This is a genomic window from Mesorhizobium sp. B2-4-12 (assembly GCF_006441575.1).
GTDB lineage: Bacteria > Pseudomonadota > Alphaproteobacteria > Rhizobiales > Rhizobiaceae > Mesorhizobium.
This window is the reverse complement of the sequence record NZ_VFVC01000025.1, coordinates 34,901-53,416: the sequence shown is the minus strand read 5'-3', so window position 1 is coordinate 53,416 and position 18,516 is coordinate 34,901. Positions and strand designations below refer to the sequence as shown.

The 18,516-nt window shown below is 65.0% G+C and carries 21 protein-coding genes and 1 pseudogene; 9 read left to right on the top strand and 13 right to left on the bottom strand.

All coding sequences use genetic code 11. The features are described 5' to 3' along the window. Positions 1-116 precede the first annotated feature (116 nt). From FJ934_RS16390 to FJ934_RS16380, 3 genes are all read right to left on the bottom strand, one after another. Positions 117-1,001 (bottom strand): SDR family oxidoreductase, encoded by an 885-nt coding sequence (locus FJ934_RS16390; RefSeq protein WP_226890457.1) that lies wholly within the window; start codon positions 999-1,001, stop codon positions 117-119. Between the two features lie 212 nt (positions 1,002-1,213). Continuing rightward, complete coding sequence (gene queG, locus FJ934_RS16385) at positions 1,214-2,368, bottom strand: tRNA epoxyqueuosine(34) reductase QueG (protein WP_140610629.1); 1,155 nt, start codon at positions 2,366-2,368, stop codon at positions 1,214-1,216. After that, positions 2,349-3,041: a glutathione S-transferase family protein gene (locus FJ934_RS16380; RefSeq protein ID WP_140610628.1), complete on the bottom strand. Its 693-nt coding sequence runs from the start codon at positions 3,039-3,041 to the stop codon at positions 2,349-2,351. Before FJ934_RS16380 ends, queG begins: the two co-directional genes overlap by 20 nt. Positions 3,042-3,202: 161 nt before the next feature. Here FJ934_RS16380 and FJ934_RS16375 point away from each other — a divergent pair, with 161 nt between their 5' ends. Beyond that, the gene (locus FJ934_RS16375; protein ID WP_140610627.1) at positions 3,203-4,009 is read left to right on the top strand and encodes an undecaprenyl-diphosphate phosphatase; all 807 of its coding nucleotides are present in this window, start codon (positions 3,203-3,205) and stop codon (positions 4,007-4,009) included. 96 nt (positions 4,010-4,105) lie between these two features. Here the strand turns inward: FJ934_RS16375 and FJ934_RS16370 are convergent, their stop codons facing one another. Both FJ934_RS16370 and rsmI read right to left on the bottom strand, forming a co-directional pair. Next, entirely contained in the window at positions 4,106-4,483 is a 378-nt protein-coding gene (locus FJ934_RS16370; RefSeq protein ID WP_140610650.1) for a YraN family protein, read from the bottom strand. Then, the gene (gene rsmI / locus FJ934_RS16365) at positions 4,476-5,381 is read right to left on the bottom strand and encodes a 16S rRNA (cytidine(1402)-2'-O)-methyltransferase (protein ID WP_140610626.1); all 906 of its coding nucleotides are present in this window, start codon (positions 5,379-5,381) and stop codon (positions 4,476-4,478) included. The genes FJ934_RS16370 and rsmI overlap by 8 nt, the downstream gene beginning before the upstream one ends. Positions 5,382-5,562: 181 nt before the next feature. Here rsmI and FJ934_RS16360 point away from each other — a divergent pair, with 181 nt between their 5' ends. Then, a complete protein-coding gene (locus FJ934_RS16360) occupies positions 5,563-5,736 on the top strand; it encodes a hypothetical protein (RefSeq protein WP_246671528.1) in 174 nt (57 codons plus the stop codon). Positions 5,737-5,815: 79 nt separating this feature from the next. On the opposite strand, the pseudogene FJ934_RS28425 reads toward FJ934_RS16360, so the two are convergent. The 6 genes and pseudogenes from FJ934_RS28425 to rph form a co-directional block, all read right to left on the bottom strand. Further along, positions 5,816-5,929 (bottom strand): annotated as a pseudogene (locus FJ934_RS28425) (transporter); the annotation flags it as partial. Between the two features lie 227 nt (positions 5,930-6,156). Further along, positions 6,157-6,480: a low molecular weight protein tyrosine phosphatase family protein gene (locus FJ934_RS16350; RefSeq protein WP_140610624.1), complete on the bottom strand. Its 324-nt coding sequence runs from the start codon at positions 6,478-6,480 to the stop codon at positions 6,157-6,159. A 62-nt stretch (positions 6,481-6,542) separates the two neighbouring features. Then, the gene (gene hemW / locus FJ934_RS16345) at positions 6,543-7,706 is read right to left on the bottom strand and encodes a radical SAM family heme chaperone HemW (RefSeq protein ID WP_140610623.1); all 1,164 of its coding nucleotides are present in this window, start codon (positions 7,704-7,706) and stop codon (positions 6,543-6,545) included. A gap of 11 nt (positions 7,707-7,717) precedes the next feature. Next, the gene (gene rdgB / locus FJ934_RS16340) at positions 7,718-8,380 is read right to left on the bottom strand and encodes an RdgB/HAM1 family non-canonical purine NTP pyrophosphatase (RefSeq protein WP_140610622.1); all 663 of its coding nucleotides are present in this window, start codon (positions 8,378-8,380) and stop codon (positions 7,718-7,720) included. Further along, on the bottom strand, positions 8,380-8,790 hold the full coding sequence (locus FJ934_RS16335; RefSeq protein WP_140610621.1) for a VOC family protein: 411 nt from the start codon (positions 8,788-8,790) through the stop codon (positions 8,380-8,382). Before FJ934_RS16335 ends, rdgB begins: the two co-directional genes overlap by 1 nt. Positions 8,791-9,051: 261 nt before the next feature. Next, positions 9,052-9,768, bottom strand: a complete 717-nt coding sequence (gene rph, locus FJ934_RS16325) for a ribonuclease PH (protein ID WP_140610620.1) — start codon at positions 9,766-9,768, stop codon at positions 9,052-9,054. 156 nt (positions 9,769-9,924) lie between these two features. On the opposite strand from rph, the gene hrcA reads away from it, so the two are divergent. The 6 genes from hrcA to FJ934_RS16290 all read left to right on the top strand — a co-directional run bounded on the left by hrcA (position 9,925) and on the right by FJ934_RS16290 (position 15,612). Then, positions 9,925-11,007: a heat-inducible transcriptional repressor HrcA gene (gene hrcA, locus FJ934_RS16320; protein WP_140610619.1), complete on the top strand. Its 1,083-nt coding sequence runs from the start codon at positions 9,925-9,927 to the stop codon at positions 11,005-11,007. A 79-nt stretch (positions 11,008-11,086) separates the two neighbouring features. Next, the gene (locus FJ934_RS16315) at positions 11,087-11,284 is read left to right on the top strand and encodes a hypothetical protein (protein ID WP_140610618.1); all 198 of its coding nucleotides are present in this window, start codon (positions 11,087-11,089) and stop codon (positions 11,282-11,284) included. 127 nt (positions 11,285-11,411) lie between these two features. Further along, positions 11,412-12,761, top strand: coding sequence for a sorbosone dehydrogenase family protein (locus tag FJ934_RS16310; RefSeq protein WP_246671531.1), 1,350 nt, complete (start codon positions 11,412-11,414; stop codon positions 12,759-12,761). Between the two features lie 109 nt (positions 12,762-12,870). Then, positions 12,871-13,488, top strand: coding sequence for a LysE family translocator (locus FJ934_RS16305; protein WP_140610616.1), 618 nt, complete (start codon positions 12,871-12,873; stop codon positions 13,486-13,488). Between the two features lie 178 nt (positions 13,489-13,666). After that, the gene (gene cysK, locus FJ934_RS16300) at positions 13,667-14,647 is read left to right on the top strand and encodes a cysteine synthase A (protein WP_140610615.1); all 981 of its coding nucleotides are present in this window, start codon (positions 13,667-13,669) and stop codon (positions 14,645-14,647) included. Between the two features lie 338 nt (positions 14,648-14,985). Then, complete coding sequence (locus FJ934_RS16290; protein WP_140610614.1) at positions 14,986-15,612, top strand: glutathione S-transferase family protein; 627 nt, start codon at positions 14,986-14,988, stop codon at positions 15,610-15,612. 33 nt (positions 15,613-15,645) lie between these two features. On the opposite strand, the gene FJ934_RS16285 is transcribed toward FJ934_RS16290, so the two are convergent. After that, a complete protein-coding gene (locus FJ934_RS16285) occupies positions 15,646-16,893 on the bottom strand; it encodes an RNA polymerase sigma factor (RefSeq protein ID WP_140610613.1) in 1,248 nt (415 codons plus the stop codon). A gap of 7 nt (positions 16,894-16,900) precedes the next feature. Continuing rightward, entirely contained in the window at positions 16,901-17,269 is a 369-nt protein-coding gene (locus FJ934_RS16280) for a YciI family protein (RefSeq protein ID WP_140610612.1), read from the bottom strand. Positions 17,270-17,526: 257 nt separating this feature from the next. Here FJ934_RS16280 and FJ934_RS16275 point away from each other — a divergent pair, with 257 nt between their 5' ends. Next, positions 17,527-18,483, top strand: coding sequence for a TAXI family TRAP transporter solute-binding subunit (locus FJ934_RS16275; RefSeq protein ID WP_246671527.1), 957 nt, complete (start codon positions 17,527-17,529; stop codon positions 18,481-18,483). Positions 18,484-18,516: the final 33 nt, after the last annotated feature.

Sequence of the window (18,516 nt, the reverse complement as noted above, 5' to 3'; positions counted from 1 at the left end):
GGATCCCACCACAATCCAAGCCCGAATCATAGCACGCCGCGCCCGGCGTTTCGATCGCTCTACCTCTTGGCGCAATTCCGGACGGAAAGCCGTTTCACACTTTTCCTGGAATTGCTCTAGCCCTTCATCGGGCTGCGCGGCTCGCCGTCGCGCCAGTCGCCGCTTGCCCACATATGGTCGAAGGCGGCGCGGTAGTCGGGAAAACGAAAGCTGTAGCCGGCGGCCTTGATCGCCGCATTGGCGACGCGCTTGTTCTCGCCATAGAAGGACCGCGCCATCGGCGAAAGCTGGGCGGTCTCGAAGGGAATTTCGGGCGGCGCCTCGACGCCCATCAGCGAAGCGGCATAGGCGACGACATCCTGCGGCGGCGCCGGCAGGTCGTCGGTGACGTTGAAGATGCCCCCTTTGCCGGCTTCGATCAGCTGCCACAGCGCGCCGGCAATATCGTCGCAATGGATGCGGTTGAACACCTGGTCCGGCTTGACCAGCCGCCTGGCGGTGCCGTTTTCCAGATTGACCAACGCATTGCGGCCCGGGCCGTAAATGCCGGACAGGCGCAGGATTGCCACCGGCCGGCCGATATCCCCGCCGAGTTTCAACCAGTCCTGCTCGGCGGCCACCCGCATGACCGAGCGTTTCGACACCGGGCGGCACGCGGCCGTTTCGTCGACCCAGGCGCCGCCATGATCGCCATAAACGCCGACCGTGGAGAGGTAGCCGATCCATTCCAGCGCAGGCATTTGAGCGATTGCCGCGCGGGCGGCTTTCAATACGGGATCGCCGTCAGCTTCCGGCGCGATCGAGATCACCAGATGCGTGGTTTTCTCCAGCGCTTCGCCGATTTCATGCGTCAGCGCGCCATCGAACAGCAGCGGGGCGATGCCGGCCTGGCGCAGCGCTTCGAATTTGTCGGCCGAGCGCGTCGTGCCGAAAATCGTGGCTGTCCCGGTGTCGGCGCTTGGGTCATCGGAAACAAGATTCTTACGAAGTGGGACCCCCACCCTAACCCTGCCCACAAGGGGGAGGGAATGCTGCCGCGCGACATTTTCCATAAGGTCAGGCGAGTCTGAGGTCGGCACCGACAGAAATCCCCCTCCCCCGTGTGGGGACGGTTTAAGGGTAGGGGTATTCGCAGCGAGCAACCCTTGCGGGCCGGCGCGGGCAAAAGCCTTGCCCGAATAGCCAGCGCCAAAGATAAAAACCCGTCTTTCACTCATGCCCGCGTCCTGTCCGGCCGCGCCAGACGCCATTCGTCGCGCACGGCGCCATCGCTCTCGGTCTTCAGGCCGATCGCGGCCCGCTGCGAATACTCGGCCTTGGACACAAGCCGCGCCAGCGCCCATATTGCCGCGCCCCGCACCAGGGGCGAAAGATCGCCGAGCAGTGCGCGCACGGGGTCGGCAAGTGCGGCCTCGCCGGAATTGCCGGCGGCGATCAGCACGTTGCGGACAAAACGGTCGCGGCCGATGCGCTTTATCGGCGAGCCCGAGAAGACGACGCGGAAGGCCGCGTCGTCCAGTTCGAGCAGTTCGGAGAGCGGCGGCTCGCGCAGATCATCGCGTGCGGCGAGCTTGGCCTCCGAAGCCGCGCGGGCGAACTTGTTCCAGGGGCATGCGGCGAGGCAGTCGTCGCAGCCATAGATGCGGTTGCCGATCGCCTCGCGGAATTCATGCGGGATCGGCCCCTTGTTCTCGATCGTGAGGTAGGAGATGCAGCGCCGCGCATCGAGCCGGTAGGGCGCGGGGAAGGCGTTGGTCGGGCAGGCATCCAGGCAGGCGCGGCAGGAGCCGCAGTGGTCGATCTCGGCCTGGTCCGGTGCGAGTTCGGCCGTGGTGAAGATGGTGCCGAGGAACAGCCAGGAGCCGTGTTCGCGGCTGACCAGGTTGGTATGCTTGCCTTGCCAGCCGAGCCCGGCGGCCTCCGCCAGCGGCTTTTCCATGACCGGTGCGGTGTCGACGAAAACCTTCACGTCGCCGCCGGCGCGCGCCACGATCTTGCCGGCGATTTCCTTCAGCCGTCCCTTCATCACCTCGTGATAGTCGCGGTTCCTGGCATAGACGGAGATGGCGCCGCGGTCGCGCTTGGCCAGCACATCGCGCGGATCATGGTCCGGCCCGTAGTTCATCGCCAGCACGACGATCGAGCGCACTTCGGGCCAAAGCGTCGAAGGCTCGCTGCGGCGCTGGAGCGTGTCGGAGATCCAGCCCATCGAGCCGTGAAAACCGTCCGCGACGAATTCGGCCAGCCGCACCGGTGCCAGCGGGATGGCATTTGGGGTGGTGACCGCGACGGCATCGAAGCCGGCGCGATGCGCCTCGCGGTCGATCAGCGCGCGCAGGGGTTCTTTCCTAGAAATCGAGGTCCGCATAATGCGACACCGGCGACAGGCCGCGCACACGGTCGGTCAACAGCGGCCGGAAGGAGGGCCGCGACTTCACCCGCGTATACCATTCGCGCGCCGCGGCGTGTTCGCGCCAGTCGATCTCGCCGAGATAGTCGAGCACCGAAAGCGTCGCGGCCGCCGCGAGATCGGCATAGGTGACCCGGCCACCGGCCAGCCAATGGCGGGTGCCGGCCAGCCAGTTGGTGTATTTCATGTGCTGGCGGATGTTGGCGCGCGCCGCACGGATCGCGCCCGAATCCGGCGACCCGCCGCCCGCCGTTTCCGGCATGATCGGCTTCAGCACGCGTTCGCGCACCAGATGCCGTGTGATCTCGCTTTCGGCCTTGTTCAAGTACCAGTCGATCAGCCGGCGGATTTCGGCGCGCTGCATCGGGTCCTCGGCGAACAGCCGCTTGTCGCGCTTGAGCACGCCGCGCGTCTCATCGAGATATTCCGAGATCACCGTCGCGCCGACGATCGGCACGTCGCCTTCGGCCAGCAGGATCGGCAGCGTGCCGGCCGGGTTAAGCGCCAAAAACTCCTTGCGCCGCGTCCACGGCTTTTCCTCGATCAGCGCCAGCTCCTCGCCATACTCGCCGAAGGCGAGGCGGACGAAGCGGCAGGTTGCGAACATGGGATGGTGGAAAAGCGTCAGCATGGTTCCGCGATGATAGGGCGCACTGGCGAATCGCCGACTGCGCCGATAAGTCTTGGCGGCCCACAATTCGGGCCGTCACGGTGCTGCGACCTATAGGGGGACTTCGGCGCCATGACAAGCAAGCCCTGTTCTCTCGCCGTCTTCCTAATGCCGAGGTGGAAATGGAAAGCCAGACCGTCGTCGAAGCCCTGCTGCTCGGCCTGCTGGAGGGGCTGACCGAATTCATTCCGGTGTCCTCGACCGGCCATATCCTGCTCGCCGGGCATTTCCTCGGCTTCCAGTCGACCGGCAAGGCTTTCGAGATCCTGATCCAGCTCGGCGCCATCCTGGCTATCCTCAGCGTCTATTTCCGGCGGCTGTGGCAAATGCTGCTCGACCTGCCGCATGACCGGCTGACGCGGCATTTCGTCATCGGCATCCTCATCGCCTTTCTGCCGGCGGCGATCATCGGCGCGCTGGCGCATGACTTCATCAAGACGGTGCTGTTCGAATCGCCAAGACTGATCTGCATCATGCTGATCATCGGCGGCGTCATCCTTTTGGCCGTCGATCGCATGAACCTCAAACCGGTCTATCGCGATGTCGAACGCTTCCCTACCCGGCTTTACCTGCAGATCGGCCTGTTCCAGTGCCTGTCGCTGATCCCCGGCACGTCGCGCTCGGGTTCGACCATCGTCGGCGCGCTGCTCCTGGGCGTCGACAAGCGCGCGGCGGCGGAGTTTTCTTTCTTTCTCGCCATCCCGACCATGGTCGGCGCCTTCGCCTTCGACCTGTTCAAGAACCGCAACTTGCTGTCGTCAGCCGATCTGCCGATCATCGCCATCGGCTTCGTCGCCGCCTTCGTCACGGCGCTGTTCGTGGTTCGCTTCCTGCTCGATTACGTCTCGCGCAACGGCTATTCGCTGTTCGGCTGGTGGCGGCTGCTGGTGGGCATTGTCGGGCTGGTGGCGTTGATGATCTGGGGGTGAGGAGCGATCCGCACCCTCCGCCTTCGTCATCCACGGGTCTCCGCGACGTCGCTCCGCTCCTGCTCCGCCCGTGGATGACGAACCTGGAATGGCCCCTCAGTTCCGCCCATAAAACGCGTTCTCGACATGCACCGGCCAGCGCCAAGGCAGCACCGCGACCATGTCGAAGCGCATCGACAGCCCGCCGTAGTCGGACTGGCGCGACAGCCAGATGTCGGCCGCCGCCTCGATGCGGCGCTCGGATTCGGGGCCGATCGCCTCCATGGCTTCCATCAGCGTGCGGCGCGCCTTGACCTCGACGAACAGCACCAGGTCGCCACGCCGCGCGATCAGGTCGATCTCGCCGAAGCGGGTACGGTGGCGGCGCGCCAGGATCCTGTAGCCCTTCATGATCAACGCAATCGCGGCCAGCCATTCGCCGCGATGGCCGCGCCGATAGGCTTTCTGGCGGCTGGCGCTCGGGCGCTCAGCCATCAGCGTGGACATCCCTAAGCTCCAGCAGCCGCCGGTAGAGCACCTGTTTCTGGCCGCCGGTCATCTTCGCGGCTTCCGCCGCGGCCTTTGAGGCTGGCATTTCGGCGGCGAGCGAGAGCAGCAGGCGGTCGATGTCCTCGGGCTCGTCGGCCTTGGCCTCGGCGGCGCCGACGCAGACGACGATCTCGCCTTTCGGCGTGTCGGCCGCCGCGTAGTGATCGGCCAACACCCTGAGCGTGCCGATGCGCATTTCCTCGAAAGTCTTGGTCAATTCACGGCCGATCGCGGCTTTACGCTCGCCGCCGAGGGCTTCGGCCATGGCGCCGAGCGACTCGGCCAGCCGGCGCGGCGATTCAAAGAAGATCAACGTCGCCGGCACGGCTCGCAGCGCTTCCAGCCGCGCCAGCCGCTGCCCCGATTTCACCGGCAGGAATCCGGCGAACAGGAAGGCATCCGATGGCAAGCCCGACGCCGTGAGTGCTGCAAGCGGCGCCGACGGGCCGGGGATCGGCACGACACGAATGCCATGGTCGAGCGCCTCGCCAACCAGCCGATAGCCGGGATCGGAGACGAGCGGCGTGCCGGCGTCCGAAATCAGCGCCACGCTCTGGCCGTTCTCAAGGGCTGCGATCAGCTTCGGCCCGGCCTCGCCGGCATTGTGCTCGTGATAGGCGGTGGTGCGCCGGCGAATGCCGTAACGGTCGAGCAGCACGCGCGACACCCGCGTGTCCTCGCAGGCGACGATGTCGGCGGCAGCCAGCGTCTCCAGCGCGCGCAACGTGATATCGGCGAGGTTGCCTATCGGCGTCGCCACCAGATAGAGCGCCGGCTCGAGCGGACGGGCCGCGATCTCGGTCTGCCCGACCACATAGCTGCGCTTGCCCGTCTCGCCAGTCAATGATGCCGTCTCCGTTCAGCCCTGTTTGGCCTGCCAAAATCATATTTGGCATGGCTGGCGCGGGCTTGCAAAACTCACGTCGATGTAAGGTAGCCGCCATTCCTTCGCCACAGTAGGGAACGAAACCGGATTTGGCGGATTTAGCCCCTGATTCCCAAGGGAGGACAGGATGGATTGGCTGATGATACAGGACGTTTTCGCGCCCTACTATGCCGGCCGCAACAGCGCCTCCCCGACCAGGGACAAGCGCCTGCCTGCCGAAGACGAAGCCAGCCTGAGCAAGCGGGCCGCCAGGGCCTTGCCGACAAATGCCGGGCTTTCCAACGACAAACCAGACAGCACGACGGAGCACTGACCGAACGATGCCCAATCGCTTCGATATTTTCATCACCCGTCTTGAAACGAAAAGCGCCAGAGAAGGCGTGCCCCCACATCCGATCGGCGACCAGCACCGCGCCCGCCGCGACAAGGCGGACGCCAAGCCGGTTCGCCCTGGTGGGTCGCACGCCGAGAAAGATCGCGCCAAGCACCGCCACAAGCACGACGCTTGAATAATCTTCGCGGGGGAGCGCGAAGACCGCCTAACTTCGTCATCCAAGGGCGAAGCAAGGAGCGCAGCGACGCGGCACAGACCCCAGGATCCATGCCATGACATCAATGCGTTGCAACGGTGCAGAAATCTGGCCCGTCGCATCCCTCGACAAGGGTCGCGGCATGGATCCTCGGGTCAAGCCCGAGGATGACGAAGGCACCTATGATCGGCCGCCCCATTTCTTCAGCCGAGATACCGCGGCACCTTGCCCTCCAGAATCCGCACCAGCTCCGGATCCATGAATTCATAATTGTCCGGGATGTCGAGGCAGATGACCCTGGCCTTCTTCAGGCTGGACTTGAATTTCTTCTGCAACTTGGCGCGGTGCGCCTTTTCCATGACGAAGATGATATCGGCCCAGGCGACGAGTTCATGCGTCAGCGGCGTATGGGCATCATGATTGGTGCCTGCCGACTCAACCTCGATATCCCTGCGCTTGGAAAACACCTGCTCGGCGGTTGGGCTGCGCAGGCGATTTTGGCTGCAGACGAAGAGGACGTTCTTCACCGGGACATTCTCTGAAGCATGATCTTGTCCGAAAACCGGTTCCCACTTTCGGGGATCATGCTCTACCGCGCCAGATCCGCCACCACGGCATCCAGCACGATCATGCCGGCCGGCGTGGCGCGCAGGCGGGCATTGCCGATCGGCGCCACCAGCCCTTCGCCCTGCAGCACCGACAGCCGCGCGCTCGACAGGCCGCGTCCGGAAAAAGCCTCGTAGCGCGACAGGTCGATGCCCTCGGCCAGCCTCAGCCCCATCAGCAGGAATTCGTCGGCCTCTTCCGAGCGCGTCAGGATCTCGCCGCCGGTGACGCCATGGCCCTTGGCCTCGACCAGATTGGCCCAGGTCTCCGGCATCTTTTCGGCGATGGTCACCACCCGATGGCCATTCTCGACGAAGCGGCCATGCGCGCCGGGGCCGACGCCGACATATTCGCCGTAGCGCCAGTAGGTCAGATTGTGCCGGCTTTCGGCGCCCGGCCGGGCGTGGTTGGAAATCTCGTAGGCCGGCAAACCATGCGCCGTGGTGATCTCCTGCGTCAATGCGTAGAGATCGGCGGCATGGTCGTTGTCGGGAATGATGAATTTCTTCGCCGCATGCAGCGCATGGAACGGCGTGCCTTCCTCGATGGTCAATTGATAGAGCGACAGATGGTCGGCGGCATGGCCGATCGCCTGTTCGAGCTCGGATGCCCAAGCCTCAGGTGTCTGGCCGGGCCGGGCATAGATCAGGTCGAAGGACAGGCGCGGAAAGATCTCGCGCGCCAGGCCGATCGCATGCAGCGCTTCCTCGACATTGTGCAGGCGGCCGAGGAAACGCAAATCCTTGTCGTTCAGCGCCTGCACGCCGAGCGAGACGCGATTGACGCCGGCCGCGCGATAGCCGCGGAACCGCTCGGCCTCGACCGAGGACGGATTGGCTTCCAGCGTCACCTCGATGCCATCCGGCACCGTCCAGTTCTTCGCCACCGCGTCCAGAACCCTGGCCACCGTTTCGGGTTTCATCAGCGACGGCGTGCCACCGCCGAGGAAGATGCTGGTCACCTCGCGCGAGCCGGTGCGCTGGCGCATCGTTGCCAGTTCCGCCTCGAAGGCGTCGGCAAAGCGCTCCTGGTCCACCGGCTGGTGGCGGACATGGCTGTTGAAGTCGCAATACGGGCATTTGGCCGCGCAGAACGGCCAGTGGACATAAACGCCGAAACCGGGCGTCCGGTCGAGCGCCATGCTCATGCCGGTCCCAATCATTGCGCGCCCAGCCTGGCGCGGGCGAATTTCTGGAAAGCGCGGGCGCGGTGTGACAAAGCGGTCGCCTGGCCGGGCTTCCAGCCGTGTTTTTCCTCGGCGCTCATCTCGCCAAAGGTCTTTTCGAAGCCATCGGGCAGGAACACCGGATCATAGCCGAAGCCGAGCTCGCCGCGCGGCGGCCAGACCAGCGTGCCTTCCACCTCGCCGCGATAATATTCCGCCTCGCCATCAGGAAAGGCCAGACAAATGACGGCGACGAAGCGGCCCGTTCGCCGCGACGGCTCGGCCGCGCCGACTTCCTGCAATGCCACTTCCGTGCGCTGCATGGCCATGGCGAAATCGCGCGTTCCCTCAGGGGTTTCGGCCCAGTTGGCGGTGTAGACGCCGGGCGCGCCGTCGAGCGCGTCGACGCACAGGCCGGAATCGTCCGACAGCGCTGGCAGGCCGGTCGCCTTTGCGGCGGCCAGCGCCTTGATGTAGGCGTTCTCCTCGAAGGTGGTGCCGGTTTCGTCAGGTTCCGGCAAGCCATAATCCTTGGCCGATTTCGCTTCGAAGCCGAACGGCCCCATCAGGTCGGCGAATTCGCGCAGCTTGCCGGCATTGTGGCTGGCGACGACGATCTTCTTCCCATCAAGCGTATGAACGGTCGGCGAATGCATCAAAGGCCCCAGATTCTTGGCTCGGCGAACTCGATCGAATTGCCCGAGGGGTCGCGTATATAGATCGAACGGCCACCTTGCGGCCATTCGAATTCGCTTTCTATGGCGATGTTTTTCGCCTCGAGATGCGCCCTCCAGCGGGTGATCTCGTCGGCGGTTGCCGCGAAGCAGAGATGACCTTCGCCGACCGTGCCGTGCGGCGGCACTTTCAGCTTGGCATCCGGTGCGGGCGGGATTCTGGTCGCCTCGGCGTTGAAGATCAGCAGCACGCCCGGTCCGCAACGGAAGAAGAGATGGCGGCCGTCGACCTTGCCGAGCAGGTCAAGGCCGAGGATATCGGTATAGAAGGTTTCGGCGGCGGCTAGGTCGGTGACGTAGAGGGCGGATTCCAGGATTGCGGAGGGTGTCACGAGGCACCCCCCTTTGGCCTGCCGGACCCGGCCCTACGCTGCCGCTCCGGGCGTTTGTTGTTCGGAAAGCCAAGCAATTGGCTTCCCGTCCGCTGCGCGGACCACTCCTCACCCCCCGCAAGGGGGGAGATCAGCAGTTTCAGCGTCACCGCACCCCTTGCGCCATTGATAGTTGGCGAAGGCAAACCAGACATCCGATCTCCCCCCTTGAGGGGGAGATGCCCGGCAGGGCAGAGAGGGGTGAAGCTCGGCATTTGAAAACTATGCTACCGCCATCTGCTGTAAGCTCACCAGCCGCGAAATACCTTTCTTGGCCAGGCCCATCAGGGCGGCGAACTGGTCTTCGGAGAAGGGCTCGCCCTCGGCGGTGCCTTGGATCTCGACGATGCCGCCCTTGCCGGTCATGACGAAATTGGCGTCGGTGCCGGCCGAGGAATCCTCGAGATAATCGAGGTCGATGACCGGCTGGCCGTCATGGATGCCGCAGGAAATCGCCGCGACATGATCCTTCAGCACCTTCGAGACACTGGCCATCTGCCGCGCTTCCATCCAGCGCAGGCAGTCGTACAGCGCCACCCAGCCGCCGGTGATCGAGGCAGTGCGGGTGCCGCCATCGGCCTGGATGACGTCGCAGTCGACGGTGATCTGCTGTTCGCCCAGCGCCTGCAAATCGACCACGGCACGCAGCGAACGGCCGATCAGCCGCTGGATTTCCAGCGTGCGGCCACCCTGCTTGCCGGCGGAGGCCTCGCGGCGCATGCGCTCGCCGGTGGAGCGCGGCAGCATGCCGTATTCGGCCGTCACCCAGCCCTTGCCGGAATTGCGCATCCAGCCCGGAACCTTCTCCTCGAGGCTTGCCGTGCACAGGACATGGGTGTCGCCGAACTTCACCAGGCACGAGCCCTCGGCGTGCTTGGAGACGCCGCGCTCGAAGGAGATGGCGCGCATTTCGTCGAATTGGCGTTTGGAGGGGCGCATTCGGCCTGCTTTCTGTCCGTTTTTTGAAATCGTGGCCGGCTTTTAGACGCATGGGGGGCAGCGCGCAAAGGAAAACGGTCCGGGTGATCCGACGCAGACACCGGTTGCGCGCGCCGCGCCGAAGTCTATATCCTCAGCAAGGAGGTTTTCGGCCGAATGACCAAGGCAATCGATCCCGGTTCGCAGCCGCTTGCGCTTCAATCGCTCGACATGCGCTCACGCGACATCTTCCGGCGCATCGTCGATTCCTATCTCAGGGACGGCGAGCCGGTGGGCTCGCGCAGCCTGTCGCGCATCCTGCCCTCCTCGCTGTCGCCGGCGACCATCCGTAATGTGATGAGCGACCTCGAACATCTCGGGCTGATCTACGCGCCGCACATCTCGGCCGGCCGGCTGCCGACCCAGGCAGGCCTGCGCTTCTTCGTCGACGCCTTCATGGAGCTTGGCGACCTCTCCGACGAGGAGCGCCGCACCATCGAGGCGCAGGTGCGGGCATCGGGCTCGGGCGCGACGCTGGAGCATATGTTGACCGAGGCCAGCCAGATGCTGTCGGGCATGTCGCGCGGCGCCGGCCTGGTGCTGGCGGCGAAAAACGAGGTGGCGCTGAAGCATATCGAGTTCATCCAGCTGGAGCCGACCAAGGCGCTTGCCGTGCTGGTGTCGCAGAATGGCGACGTCGAGAACCGCGTCCTCGATCTGCCCGCCGGCATCACCGTCTCGCAACTGCACGAGGCTTCGAATTTCCTCAACGCCCATATCCGCGGCCGCACGCTGGCCGAGGCACGCACCGAGATCGCCCGCATCAAGGAAGAGACGAGAGCCGCACTCGACACGCTGTCGCAGGACCTCGTCGAGAAGGGGCTGGCGGTGTGGGCTGGCGCCGAAAGCGGCCTGCCGGCGCGGCTCATCGTGCGCGGGCGCGCCAATCTGCTGGAAAATGTCACCGCGCAGGCCGATATCGAACTGCTGCGGCATCTGTTCGAGGACATGGAGACACAGGACGGATTGATCCAACTGCTCGACCTTGCCGAGCAGGGATCGGGCGTACGCATCTTCATCGGCTCGGAGAACAAGCTGTTTTCGCTGTCGGGCTCATCGCTGGTGGTCGCGCCCTACCGGGACAAGGACGCCCGCGTCGTCGGCGCGCTCGGCGTCATCGGCCCGACCCGGCTCAACTATGCCCGCATCGTGCCGATGGTCGACTATACCGCGCAGTTGATTTCCCGCATGCTGCGGTAAGGTATTTCGGCACGGCCTACGGGATATCGACGCGCTTTCGAGTGCGGCACCGAACGAACAGGCCGCAAGGAGAAAAACAATGGCGCTCGAATCGTTCAAGGCCCAGATCAGCCTGCTGCTGGAGGAGATGGTCAACCAGCCGGAAGACGCGCATGAAGTGCAGGAGCAGCTGCGCGAAAAACTGCGCGAGATGCGCGCCATGGGCCTGCCGCTACCGGCCGATCTCGTCGAACTGGAAAGGCGCCTCGACAGCGACCTCGACGCCACAGAGGCCTGACCGCCGCTCCGGCGCCGCTTCAACTCGACGTGTGGCGTGGAACAATCGCGATGGTCAGCCGTTGCCGCTGGCCGTGGCAACCGATTGCCGACACGTTGCGGAGAATCCCATGATCCGATTTGCTTCAATGGCCGCCATCTCGGTTGGCCTTGTGATTGCCAGTTCGGTCCTGGCCGCCGACCAACCGGTCCTAAGAGGCGCGGCCGCCTTCGGCGACTGGCGCGCCGACGAACCCGGGGTGCGACGGCTGATCAAGCCGGAAGACCTGCCGAAACCCTATGCCACCAAATCGGCCTCCAACAGCGCCAGCCTTGCCGACATGCCGGCCGATACAAAGCCACGGCTGCCGCCGGGATTCTCGGCCGAACTGATCGCCTCGGGCATCGACAATCCGCGCGTCGTGCGCATCGCGCCGAATGGCGACCTGTTTGTCGCCGACAGCGAAGCCAACCAGCTTCGTGTCTACCGCCTGGCTCCAGGCAGCGCGAAACCCGCCGAGAAAAGCATCTTTGCCGGCAAACTTAACCAGCCCTATGGGATTGCCTTCTATCCGCCGGGCAACGACCCGCAATGGGTCTATGTCGCCAACAGCGACAGCATCGTGCGCTTCGCCTACCGCAATGGCGCGCTGAAGGCCTCCGGCAAGCCGCAGACCATTGTCGACAACATCCCCTCGAACCACCACTGGACCCGCGACATCGCCTTTTCTCCTGACGGCAAGACGCTTTATCTCTCGGTCGGCTCCGGGTCGAACGTCGCCGAGGATATGAGCAGGAAGCCGGATGGCGGCCTCGATGCGTGGGTGAAGTCGAAGCCGCTCGGCGCCACCTGGGGTGCCGAGGAAGGCCGCGCCGACGTGCGGGCCTTCGATCCGGACGGCAAGAACGGCCGTATCGTCGCCACGGGCCTGCGCAACTGTTCCGGCATGACGGTGCAGCCGGCGACCGGCGCGCTGTGGTGCGTTGTCAATGAGCGCGACGCGCTCGGCGACAATGTGCCGTTCGAATATGCAACCGCTGTCAGGCAGGGCGCCTTCTATGGCTGGCCTTGGTACTATATCGGCAACAACGAGGATCCGCGCCACAAAGGCGCGCGCCCCGATCTTGCCGGCAAGGCCGATATTCCCGACGTGCTGATGCAGGCGCATTCGGCGCCGCTCAACATCGCCTTCTACGACGGCAAGGATCTGCCCGCCGACACCGGATTTCCCAAGGAATACAGGGGCGATGCCTTCGTGGCCCTGCATGGTTCGTGGAACCGCGGCAACAGGACCGGCTACAAGGTCGTCCGGCTCAAGTTCAAGGACGGCAAGCCGACCGGCGAGTACGAGGATTTCATGACCGGTTTCGTCATCTCCAACGGCGAGGTCTGGGGCCGGCCGGTGGGCGTGGCGGTGGCGAGCGACGGCGCGCTGATCGTGACCGAGGACGGCAACGGCACGATCTGGCGCGTGACCTACGGGGGCGGTCGTTCCTGACCGCGCCTCGGCGTGGTGCAATGGAATCCGGCTTCAGGGAATTCACGCGAGCCCTGCTTCGTGCGACAAGGCGCCGTCCCAACAGCGTTTCCGGACGCAAGGCCGCATTATGGCCCTCACCGGCTTCCTCGCCTATAGCGCCGCTCTCGGCGTCGCCGCCGCCATTCCAGGCCCCGGGATCACGGCGCTTGTCGCGCGTGCGCTGGGCTCCGGCTTCCGCTCGTCGCTGGCCATGTCCTTCGGCCTGATGGTTGGCGATCTCACTTATCTGACCGCCGTGGTGCTGGGCCTTGCCCTCGTCGCGCAGACCTTCGGCATGGTGTTTTTTGCGATCAAATGGGCCGGCATCGCCAATTTGGCTTTTCTCGGCTGGCGCTTCTGGACCGCCGGCATCACACCCGAAACCGTCGAAGCGAAAAAGGGCAAGGCCGGATCGCTGTCGAGCTTCGCCGCCGGCCTTACCGTGACGCTCGGCAATCCGAAGACGACGATCTTCTATCTCGCCATCACGCCGACCATCGTCGACCTGAAGACGATCACGCCTGCCGACTATGGTATCCTCGCGGCGCTGACGTTCGTCGTCCTGTTCGTCGTGCTGGTGCCTTACCTGGCGCTCGCCGCCAAGGCGCGCTGGTTCCTGAAATCGCCGCGCGCGCTGAAGGCCCTGAACCGCACGGCGGCCGGTTTCGTGATTGGCGCAGCGGCAGCGATCGCCGCCCGCCAATAGGGCGCTTTCAGCGAATCCGTTCCAGAAACGGGCGTCGCCCCGAAACGCTTTTCCAAGGCGGAAGCGTTTTAGACACAAGCCCTACTCGGATATTTTCGGCCGACGGTCTATCTTGCGCGATCGAAGGCTCTATCTTGCCGGCTGATGCCAATCGCCTGAAATCCTGGGAGCGAAACCAATGAACAAGCCCGTCACCTCCGCCCGCGTCCCCGGCCGCGGCCGCATCTACGGCTCCATCACCGACACGATCGGCGACACGCCCCTGGTACGGCTCGACAAGTTCGCCAAGGAGAAGGGCATCGTTGCCAATCTCGTCGCCAAGCTCGAATTCTTCAATCCGATCGCCTCGGTCAAGGACCGCATCGGCGTGGCGATGATCGAGGCGCTGGAAGCGGCCGGCAAGATCTCGCCCGGCAAGACGACGCTGATCGAACCGACCTCGGGCAACACCGGCATCGCGCTCGCCTTCGCCGCCGCCGCCAAGGGGTACAAGCTGATCCTGACCATGCCCGAGACGATGTCGGTCGAGCGCCGCAAGATGCTGGCTTTGCTTGGCGCGGAGCTGGTGCTGACCGAAGGACCGAAAGGCATGAAGGGCGCCATCGCCAAGGCCGACGAGCTGGCCGCGACCATCCCCAATGCCGTCATCCCGCAGCAGTTCGAAAACCCCGCCAATCCGGAAATCCACCGCAAGACGACAGCGGAGGAAATCTGGAACGACACGCAGGGCGAGATCGACATCTTCGTTGCCGGCATCGGCACTGGCGGCACCATCACCGGCGTCGGCCAGGTCCTGAAGAAGCGCAAGCCCTCACTGCATGTCGTCGCCGTCGAGCCGGAAGCCTCGCCGGTGCTGTCTGGCGGCCAGCCAGGCCCGCACAAGATCCAGGGCATCGGCGCCGGCTTCGCGCCAAAGATCCTCGACACCACGATCTATGACGAGATCGTCAAGGTTTCCAACGAGGATTCCGTCGCCAATGCGCGCCTCGTCGCCCGCCTCGAGGGCGTGCCGGTCGGCATTTCGTCGGGCGCGGCCCTGCAGGCGGCAATCGTCATCGGCTCGCGGCCGGAGAACAAGGGCAAGACCCTTGTCGTGGTCATCCCCGACTTCGCCGAGCGCTATTTGTCGACGATCCTGTTTGAGGGGCTGGGGGCTTAGGGTTCCGTACGCCGGGATCAGAACCCCGTCAGTCGAGTTCCTTCGCGCCCCCTCTGCCCTACCGGGCATCTCCCCCCTCGAGGGGGGAGATCAGCAGTTTCACTGAAGGCGCTTTTTTTCGACGCTGGTGATTGGCGAAAGCCGTCGTGATATCTGATCTCCCCCTAGTGGGGGAGATGTCCGGCAGGACAGAGGTGGGCGCTGTCCCGCCAACCTTCCGCATCATGAAACTGGCCCGCTAAAAAATCCTCTCGTGGCGCCTGCCACCAGCTTGAGCAGAGCCCTGCTTCCGGTTCATATCGCCAACGGCCCGTCTGTTCGGGCCGGGGGAGTATCTCATGTACAAGCTCTACACGCGTCCCGGCAGCGGCGGCTTTGTCATCGAGGCGGCGCTGGCGCTGGCGAACGCACCCTTCGAGCAGATCGACGTGCCGAAGACCGACCGGCCCGATCCGGCTTTCCTGGAGATCAGCCCGCTGAACCAGGTGCCGGTGCTGACCTTGCCGGACGGCCGCTCGATCACCGAATCGGCGGCGATCTGCATCCTGCTTGCAGAGCGCCACCCCGAGGCTGGCCTGGCACCGGCGATCGACGCGGCCGCGCGCGCCGAGTTCCTGCGCTGGATGGCCTTCATGTCGTCGGTGCTCTACCCGGCAATGTTGCGCTTCTATTACGCGCCGCGCTACACGGCCGATGCCGACGGCGCCAAAGCCGTCAAGCAGGCTGCCGTCGCCGAGATGGATCGCGGCTTCGCCGTCATCGACGCCGCCTTGCGCGGCCGTGGCTGGCTGGCCGGCGAGGCGATGTCGCTGGCCGACATCTATCTGGTGATGCTGGTGGCCTGGCATCCCGACACAGGCAAGGCGCGCGCAGCCTGGCCGAACATTGAACGCCTGTGGAGCGAACTGCGTGCGCATCCGCTGGTACAAAAGCTTAACGCATCGCACCAGATGTGGCCGGGCTGAAAGATCGCCGGGAGCGGCAGCGCCTTTCAGCGCTCAGTTTTTAACAAGCGCAGCCCGTTTTGCCTGCAGGAAGCGGCGCAGCGCCGGATCACGTTCGAGGCCGATGGCCCGGTCATAGGCTTCGACTGCATGCACCACATTGCCGAGCCTGGCCAGCAGGCCGGCGCGGGCGGCCCAGTAGGGTTGATAGTCGGCGAGGCGCTTGTCATCACCCAGCACGTAAAGCGCGGCCAGCCCTGCCGTCGCCCCGTCTGTCTCGGCGATGGCCACCGCGCGGTTGATCGCCACGACGGGCGAACCTGATATCATCGACAGCGCATCGTAGAGCTGCCTGATCGCGGCCCAGTCGATGCGGCCACTCAGCCGTCGCGTCGTATGGGCCGACTGCACCGCTGCCTCGAGCTGATAGCGGCCGATGACGCCCCTGGTCGCGGCATGGCCAAGCAGGGCCTCGGCCTCGTCGATCAAGATATCGTCCCACAGCGCGCAATCCTGCTCGGTCAGCGGCACATAATCGCCGGCGGCATCGCGTCGCGCGGGCCGGCGCGCCTCGGCGAACAACATCAATGCAAGCAGGCCAAGCGCCTCCGGCTCGTCAGGCAGAAGCGAGGCCACCAGGCGACCAAGCCAGATGCCTTCGCTCGCCAAATTGCGGCGCCGCGTCTCGGTGCCGGCCGGATCGGACCAGCCTTCGGCGAATGCCGCGTAGATCGCTTCCAGCACGGCGTCCAGCCGTTCGCCAAGCTCGGCCCGCTCCGGCACACGGAACGGAATGCCGGTTTCGCGGATACGAGCCTTGGCCCGTACCAGGCGTTGGCTCATCGTTGCCGGTGAGACGAGAAACGCCGAAGCGATCGTCGCGGCATCGAAACCGAGGATGGTCTGCAGGATCAGCGGTGCGCGCACGCCCGATTCGATCGCCGGATGCGCGCAAGCAAACATCAGGCGCAACCGCTCGTCGGGCAGGTCTTCGTCGGTCATGCGCGCCTCCATCTCTTCGGCAATCAACTTGAGATGCTCGCGGCCAGCCTCCCGGGTGAGCCGCCGACGCACCGCATCGACGCGGCGCCGCCGCGCCACGGCAAGCAGCCAGGCTTCCGGCTGCGCGGGCACACCGGTTCGCGGCCAGCGTTCGAGCGCGGCCGCGAAGGCGTCGGCCAGCACGTCCTCGGCGCCGGCGACGTCGCGCGAGCGCGCCGCGAGCCAGGCGACCAGCTTGCCGTAGCTCTGCCGGGCGGCTGCTTCGGCCGCCGCCCAAGCCTGCTCAGAACGACCGTCCATCACATTCTCATTGCTCGGTGACGTACTCGGTCATTTCCCAGATGGGCCGTACCTCGACCGTGCCGGTGCTGGCGGCGGGACAGCGCGCCGCCCATTCGATGGCCGTGTCGATGTCGGCCGCCTCGATCATATAGAACCCGGCAAGCTGCTCCTTGGTGTCGGCATAGGGGCCGTCGAGCACGTTGGTCTTGGCGCCGGCCATCCGCACCGCAGTGGCCGCCTGGGTCGGGCGCAGCCGTTCGCCAGCCAACCACGCGCCGGATTTCTTCAAAGCTTCGGTATAGGCACCGTAGGCCGCGAGGGTCTGCTGGGTCTGTTCTTTCGGCGCATTCGCCATAGCGGCTTCGTCATTGTAGATCAAAAGCATGTATCGCATGGGTCTTCTCCCGTGGTTTCGAAGGCCGCTCCGTTGCGGGCCGAACGTATGTCGCGCTGCGGCGGCCGATTTCGACAGGTTGCGGAAAACTTTCGGCTGCAGTCGCGCCTTGCGCAAGCCGGCAGGCGTTCCGGATCCACTCAGCCGTTCGTCTAATGGCACATTTGCGGGTTGGCATTTGCGGCCCGCCGTCTAAACTCGGGCCGGTCCGCGTCGAGGAGGTGATGCGGTTGTCGTTATCCCAGGGAGGAAAACACGTGCTCTTTTTCAGAACGAAGTTCATCGCGGCTGGCATGGTGGCCCTTTCGCTGGGCGTGGGTATCTGCGGTGCCAGGGCCGACGAGTTCATCAACGTGCTGACCGGCGGCACTTCAGGGGTCTACTATCCGCTCGGCGTCGCGCTTTCGGAAATCTACGGCAAGACCATTCCGGGCGTGCGTACCCAGGTCCAGGCGACAAAGGCTTCGGTGGAGAACCTGAACCTTCTGGAGCAGGGCAAGGGCGAGATCGCCTTCGCGCTCGGCGATTCGGTGAAAGCCGCCGCCGAAGGCGACGCCGATGCCGGCTTCCCACAGAAGCTCGAAAAGCTGCGCGCGATCGCGGCCATATACCCGAACTACGTCCAGATCGTCGCCAGCCAGGAGTCCGGCATCAAGTCCTTCGCCGACTTGAAGGGCAAGAGCCTGTCGGTCGGCGCACCGAAATCCGGGACCGAACTCAACGCGCGCGCCATCTTCGGGGCGCTGGGCATGAGCTACAGCGATCTGTCGAGGACCGAATACCTGCCGTTCGGCGAATCGGTCGAACTGATCAAGAACCGCCAGCTCGACGCCACGCTGCAGTCGGCGGGGCTCGGCGTCGCGTCGATCAAGGACCTTGCTTCATCGCTGCCGATCACCGTGGTGGCGGTTCCGGCCGAGGTCGCCCAGAAGCTGGGCGCGCCGTTCCAGGCGGCGACCATTCCCGCCGGCACCTACCAGGGCCAGAAGGAGGCCATTCCGACGCTGGCCATCACGAACATCCTGGTGACCCGGTCCGACGTGTCGGATGACGAAGCCTATCAGATGACCAAGCAGATGTTCGAACACCTCGACCAGATGGTTGCCGCGCACAATGCCGCCAAGTCGATCAAGCTCGAGGACGCGATCAAGGGGCTGCCCATCCCGCTGCATCCGGGCGCCGCGCGCTACTACAAGGAAAAGGGCATGATGTGACAAGGGCTATGGCCGGGGACCGGGCGGCCGGCT